The 6,044-nt window shown below is 42.7% G+C and carries 6 protein-coding genes; 4 read left to right on the top strand and 2 right to left on the bottom strand.

All coding sequences use genetic code 11. The features are described 5' to 3' along the window. Positions 1-319, top strand: a 319-nt coding sequence (locus VMW78_06040; GenBank protein ID HUV50562.1) for a nucleotidyl transferase AbiEii/AbiGii toxin family protein, incomplete at its 5' end; no start/stop codon positions are given. Between the two features lie 538 nt (positions 320-857). Here the strand turns inward: VMW78_06040 and VMW78_06035 are convergent. Continuing rightward, positions 858-983, bottom strand: a complete 126-nt coding sequence (locus VMW78_06035; GenBank protein ID HUV50561.1) for a hypothetical protein — start codon at positions 981-983, stop codon at positions 858-860. 155 nt (positions 984-1,138) lie between these two features. Beyond that, positions 1,139-1,501: a helix-turn-helix transcriptional regulator gene (locus tag VMW78_06030; GenBank protein HUV50560.1), complete on the bottom strand. Its 363-nt coding sequence runs from the start codon at positions 1,499-1,501 to the stop codon at positions 1,139-1,141. Positions 1,502-1,691: 190 nt separating this feature from the next. On the opposite strand from VMW78_06030, the gene VMW78_06025 reads away from it, so the two are divergent. The 3 genes from VMW78_06025 to VMW78_06015 all read left to right on the top strand — a co-directional run bounded on the left by VMW78_06025 (position 1,692) and on the right by VMW78_06015 (position 5,850). After that, entirely contained in the window at positions 1,692-3,869 is a 2,178-nt protein-coding gene (locus VMW78_06025; GenBank protein HUV50559.1) for a PAS domain S-box protein, read from the top strand. Between the two features lie 62 nt (positions 3,870-3,931). Further along, a complete protein-coding gene (locus tag VMW78_06020) occupies positions 3,932-5,209 on the top strand; it encodes a response regulator (protein ID HUV50558.1) in 1,278 nt (425 codons plus the stop codon). After that, positions 5,122-5,850, top strand: a complete 729-nt coding sequence (locus tag VMW78_06015) for an ATP-binding protein (GenBank protein ID HUV50557.1) — start codon at positions 5,122-5,124, stop codon at positions 5,848-5,850. The genes VMW78_06020 and VMW78_06015 overlap by 88 nt, the downstream gene beginning before the upstream one ends. Positions 5,851-6,044 lie beyond the last annotated feature (194 nt).

The raw sequence follows: 6,044 nt of genomic DNA, 5'->3' as shown, positions 1-6,044 counted from the left end.
GCACGTATATGATATCCATCTTATGCTGAGTAATGGATCAATTAAATCTTTTTTTGAAAGTGCTGAATTTTATAAAATGTTGGTGAAGGTCGGAAAAGACGATTTTATCAGTTATAAAAATAATAATGCCTGGTTAGAAGAGCACCCTTGCTCAGCATTAATTTTTAAAGACCCGGAAGTTACCTGGAATCATATCAAATCAACATACCGAACAATTTTTAAAGAATTGGTTATTGGCAAATTGCCCAATGAAAATGACTTAATCGATACTCTTAAAAAAATTGAAAAGAGATTGCACTCCCTTGCTTGGGAAATTTAATACAATAAAAATATTTTCTGGATAAACCGCAGATGTTTTCGTTACGTATAGCTGCTATTCACGTAACAAATTGAAACACTTTAAAATTTGTGATATGCAAACACTACCTGTATGAGAATTGTCTGAATCATGATTTGCTCTGATAAGTTATCACAACTCCGCAATTCAAAGGAATAGCATCCGTATCTCGTAAGCATTAAATCCCGAAAAAGACAATAAATTGACTTGTATATTCACCTAATGTATATTTCCAAAGATTAATTTCGGTCTGTTTTTTGAACCTCAAACAGGAGGATCAGCAGGTGACCAATCATTACAAAAAAATAAAGCCCCATTTCTTCAGTCATATGAAGGATGGGGCTTTTTGTTTTACAGGCTTGGACATGAAACTATGAACTAAAAAAAGGATTTAGCTGTTCTATTCTTGACGATACAAACTTATAAACTGAGGAGCATCCCGTAAGTACCCACATCAAAGCCTTGCAGGGCCATCGGTAGCATTCCCTAAATATTCAATCTTCAATCGAAAATATTCAATTTATTGGTCCAGCACCTTGCGCACCTTGCGCGCCAGATCTTCCGGCATAAAAGGCTTTTTAAGAAAATTCAGCCCCTGCTTCAGAACACCGTGCCGAATAATGGCTTTGCTCGTGTATCCTGACATGTCAATTTATCAAGGAGCGTCCCGAAACTACACTCTATTCCACCAGACATGGAAAAAGTTATTGAGATGTTGCGGAATAATGCACACACGCACAATGACAATGAGCTTTGAAAAAATTTGTGTGCATAGAAAGTCGAGAGCTGCGGTTTTTTCTTTCAGTATTTTTTGTATTTCCATTCAATAAGTTTTGGCAAGATATCGTTAAATAAATCAAGATCTTCGGCATCCCTTTCTCTTAAGAATTCGATTAATACTTCAAGCTTATCTTCCATCTCGTTCGAAGGGCGACCAGGCTCGCCAGAAAAAAGATACCGCATCGGAATATTCAACGCACTGGTTATCTGGAACAATTTCTGTATAGTGATTGCCCTCTCTCCCCTTTCAACTGCGCCGTAATGGGAGAGATCTATTCCGGCGATTTCAGCCAGCGATTCCTGGCTATAGTTCTTATCCTTTCTGACCCTTTTCAGGTTTTGACCGAACCATTTTAATAATTTCGTTTTATGGACTATATCCATTTTTCCCTCCATTAGTACGGACAATAGTCCTTATTTCCACTGAAGACTATACGTATATAAACACTATTTTGTTGACAATATGGGTTATATACGGTTAAAAAAACAGGGAATATTAATTCCCCAAAAGAGTTTACCACCAAAAATGACCACGTTTTTTTGTTTCTTGATTTCATTCTGAGGATCTGAATCCATGAAAAAGAGCAAACCCGAATCAAAACAGTCTAAGCAACTGCGAAGGCAAGCGGAAGAATTGCTTGGCGAAAAACATGAGGAGATCGAAGATATTCCGGTCGGCGATGTCAAAAAGCTGATTCATGAGCTGGAGGTCCATCAAGTTGAACTGGAGATGCAAAATGAGGAATTTCGCAGAACCCAGTTGGAACTCAAGGAATCGCGGGACAGGTACTTTGACCTGTTTGACTTTGCGCCCATCGGATATCTCACCCTGAATCAAAAAGGCCTGATCATTGAGGCAAATCTTACCTGCACTGATCTATTGGGTGTGGTGAGAAGCGGTCTGATTAAAATGGGCTTTTCTGCCTTTGTTGCGCCGGATTTTCAGTATGAGTGCAAATTTTATATCAAACGAGTCCTTGAGACCAGGACCAGGCAGACCCTGGAACTGGAACTTGTGAAAAAGGACGGCACACCGTTCTATGGTCGAATGGAAAGCATAGCTGTGGGGGATGCCGAGGGGAATTTCAACCAGATTCGAACAGCGATAACTGATATCACTGAGCGCAAGCAAGCGGAGGAGGAATTGAGGAAACACCGCTACCACCTGGAGGAACTGGTGAAAGACCGCACAGAGTCGCTGCGGGAGAGCGAGGAGAAATTCCGGGAGGTTGTCGAAACCTTTGTTGATGGTGTGATATCCGTTGATTCGCAGATGAAGGTTGGTGTGTGGAATAAGGGAGCAGAAAGGATATTTGGGTACACGGAAGAGGAGATGACAGGGCAAAGTTTAATGAAGATTGTCCCTGAGAGATACAAGAAAGAAATGGAAAAGGGATTTGTTGAATTCCGAAAAAGCGGGTTAGGCCCGGTCATAGGAAAGGCCTTGGAGCTTCAGGGCGTAAGGAAAGATGGGACAGAGATTCCAGTTGAACTCTCCGTTTCATCAAGAAAGAAGAATGAAACGCACATCGCGACCGCAATAGTGAGGGACATCACCAAGCGCAAGCATGCTGAGGAAGAAAAAAAGAAACTTGAAGAACAATTCCGGCAGTCCCAGAAAATGGAGGCCATCGGCACTCTGGCCGGCGGCGTTGCCCATGATTTCAACAACCTGCTGACCGTCATCATCGGCTATGCCAAGCTTGCATTGATGGATGTCATAAAGGATGAATCCTTACGCGAGAAAATTGAAGAGATCAAGAAAGCTGGTGACAGGGCGGCATCCCTTACCCGGCAGCTTCTTGCCTTCAGCCGCAAGCAGATAATTACACCCAGGGTTCTGGATCTCAATGAACTATTAACAGGCATAGAGAAGATGCTCGGTCGCCTGATTGGGGAGGATGTTGAGCTGTTGACGATTCTGGAACCTGCATTATGGCAGGTGGAGGTGGACCCCGGGCAGATGGAGCAGGTGATCATGAACATGACGATCAATGCTAAAGATGCTATATCCCATGGAGGAAGGCTCACCATTGAAACAGCCAACACTGATTTGGACGAGAACCATTTTCACAAACACGGTATTGAAGGAGAAAAGTCAGGTCATTATGTGATGCTCGCTGTAAGCGATACCGGCATCGGGATGGACAAGGAAAACCGGGAGCATATCTTCGAGCCTTTCTTTACCACCAAGGAAGTCGGCAAGGGCACGGGATTGGGCTTGTCAACGGTATATGGCATTGTCAAACAAAACAATGGCTTTATCTGGGTTTACAGCGAGCCCGGACAGGGTTCCACCTTCAAGATCTACCTGCCCAGAACGGAGGGAGATGCGGACTCGGAGGAAAAACAGCAGCTCCCTGTAATCGAACTTGACGGTTCTGAAACCATTTTGATTGTGGAGGATGATGACGGTCTTCGAAAATTTACACAAGAGGTTCTCCTGCTGCATGGATACAAAGTATTAGATGCTGAAAATGGTGAAGATGCTTTGAGGGTCAGCGAGGCGCACGAGGGGCCGATTCATCTGATGATCACTGATGTGGTGATGCCCAAGATGGGCGGGAAGGAGCTGTCAGAAAAGCTGCAGCTTTTCTATCCCCGGATGAAGGTGGTTTACATGTCGGGGTACACAGACAACGCCATAGTTGAGCACGGTGTTTTGGCGCCCGGACTGAATTTTCTCCAAAAACCTTTTACACCGGAAAGTCTGGCGCGCAAGGTTAGGCAAGTGCTGGACGCTGGGAATTGAATATTGTATATTCAATCTTCAATATACAATATTCAATTTTCACTCACTAAGGAGTAACGAAAATGGCAAACATTCTGATTGTAGATGACGAAGAGCCCATCCGACGTCTATTAAGTATAATACTTTCAAAGGGCAGATACGAATATGCTCTGGCTGCTAATGCGGCAGAGGCCCGTAAATTAATTAAAAATCGGAATTTCGAGCTGATCTTATGCGATGTAACTATGCCGGGGGAGTCCGGCATTGATTTCATCCGACATGTTGCGGCCGAATATCCGGACACAGCGATAATGATGATGACAGCGGTGGATGATCCGGCGGTTGCCGAAACAGCACTGGAAATAGGGGCTTATGGGTACATGATTAAGCCTTTTAACCCCAATGAGGTGCTCATTAACATCAGTAATTCCCTGCGTCGTCGAGAGCTTGAACTTGCAAGTCGAGTTTACCGCAGGGGACTGGAACAGAAGGTTGAAGAACGCACCGCTGAACTGCGGGAAAGCCAGAAAAGCCTTCGGTCCATTGTAAACAAAACCTCTAGCGGGATAATCATAGTTAACAGGGAGGGAGTTATTAAGTTTGTCAATCCAACTGCGGAATTTCTCTTTGGGAAAAAGGCAGATGAATTAATAGGTACTATATTCGGCCTTCCTCTTGTTGCAAATGAGAAGATGGAGCTTAATATTATTATGGAAGATGGAAAAACCGGAGTAGCTGATATGCGCGTGGTGAAAACAAATTGGCGGGGTGAACCCGCATGTCTTGCAACGCTTTTCGACGTTACAAACATAAAAAAGGCCGAAGAAACATTGATTAAAGCTAATAAGGAACTTGTAAAACTTGCTCAAATGAAGACAGAATTTATCTCTATAGCTTCGCATGAACTCAGAACCCCTCTAACTTCTATAAAAAATGCAATCGATATCCTGTCGTCTAAAAAAGCAGGGGAACTCAATGCAAAACAGGAACAATTTACAGCAATGGCAGCTCGCAATATTGACCGGTTAGCTTTATTACTTAATGATATCATTAATATCGCCAAATTAGATGCGGGCAGAGTAGAACTTGACCTTGCAGAGCTGGATCCGGCCTCTATTTTTCAAGAGGTTGTTGACACATTTAAACCTCAGGCAGAGGCAAAATCCCAGACACTTGAAATAGATTATAATAGTTTAGATAATGTCCCGACAGTTTATGCAGATTATGCAAGGATTGAGCAGATCATGAATAATCTTATAAGTAATGCCCTGAAATTTACTCAGGAAGGAGGCAGGGTTGTCCTGAGCGCACGAGCGATTTCGGACTTCGATTCCGCAATCCGCAATCCGCAGTTGAGATAAGCGTAACAGATAATGGGCCAGGCATTTCGGTTGATGATCAAAAAATGGTTTTTGAGAAATTTTACCAGGCTGGTCATACCTTGGATCAGAAACCGAAAGGCAGCGGACTTGGCCTTAATATTTCCAAAGAACTGGTAGAGGCTCATGGCGGAAAACTTTCGATAGAGAGCGAACCAGGCAAAGGATGCAGGTTTTTCTTTAACCTTCCTGTTTTTTCACCTGAAACCGTTGAAATGTCTATGTTGGAAATGGAAATTCGCAAACATATAAATTCCCCGCCATTCTCACTATTATGTTTAGATCTTAAAGGGATTGGACCATTGAGCAAGTATCCCAAAGACTCAGAAATCCACAAACAGCTTCCGGCGCAATTAAAAGATATTGTTGATAGAGTGATTCGACGGGATTCCGACAGGATTATCATGCAACCGCATTTTGGAAGGTTGATCATAGTATTGACAGGGACAACAAAAGCAAGCTCTATGATCGTAAGAACTAAACTCGAGAAAGCTTTTCATGAGAATTCTGTCTTTTTTGATGAGGGCGCCCGGCTGCCATTTTCTATGATTCATAAGCCTGTTACCTTTCCTGAAGATGGTAAAATTATGAAAGAACTTTTAAGAAAAGCTTATGCATCGTAATCTATTAAAACATTAGAGTGTAACCAAAATTAAGCAAATATACTATGCCCGCCTTTCTATTTGCTTCCACAGTTTCTCTATATACGTCCAATGGACTGAAAAACGCCTGTTGACCTTGAGAAATTCAGCGATCAACCGAAAGCTGAAACCCTTATCTCGCAGCATCTTAATTTCCTGGCTATGCATTAGGATCT

Source organism: Anaerolineae bacterium (assembly GCA_035529315.1).
In the GTDB taxonomy this organism is placed as follows: Bacteria; Desulfobacterota; Desulfobacteria; order Desulfobacterales; family ETH-SRB1; genus Desulfaltia.
Note: the sequence above shows the minus strand (reverse complement) of the source record. Positions and strands in the feature narration are given on the sequence as shown.

Bases quoted from the DNA above. Each gene is read 5' to 3' on its own strand.
- VMW78_06030 (HUV50560.1), bottom strand. From the start codon at position 1,501: ATGGATATAGTCCATAAAACGAAATTATTAAAATGGTTCGGTCAAAAC.
- VMW78_06035 (HUV50561.1), bottom strand. From the start codon at position 983: ATGTCAGGATACACGAGCAAAGCCATTATTCGGCACGGTGTTCTGAAG.
- VMW78_06020 (HUV50558.1), top strand. From the start codon at position 3,932: ATGGCAAACATTCTGATTGTAGATGACGAAGAGCCCATCCGACGTCTA.
- VMW78_06025 (HUV50559.1), top strand. From the start codon at position 1,692: ATGAAAAAGAGCAAACCCGAATCAAAACAGTCTAAGCAACTGCGAAGG.